Genomic DNA, 244 nt, shown 5'->3' with positions numbered 1-244 from the left:
GATCGGTGGTACCTGAGATGGTCGGGGTGGTGTCGTTACCGGTGCCCTGCGCATCCAGTGTGACCATCGGTGCAGTGGTATCCACCGTACCGGACGTTGAAGCCGTGCCGGTGTTACCGGCCGCATCCGTGGCAGCAGCATCAACCGTGAAGTTACCTTCTGCCATTTCCGCTGGTACATCGGCACTGAATGTGCCGTCAGGTTGCACAGTGGCTGTTACTGTTTGTGCATCACCATTCGCATC

1 protein-coding gene is annotated in these 244 nt (G+C 58.2%); it reads right to left on the bottom strand.

What is annotated here, in order from left to right:
* On the bottom strand, positions 1-244 hold a 244-nt coding region (locus tag ACXAG2_RS20945), incomplete at both ends, for an Ig-like domain-containing protein (protein ID WP_474870275.1).

This window comes from Alteromonas sp. ABH4_456, assembly GCF_056160645.1.
Note: the sequence above shows the minus strand (reverse complement) of the source record. Positions and strands in the feature narration are given on the sequence as shown.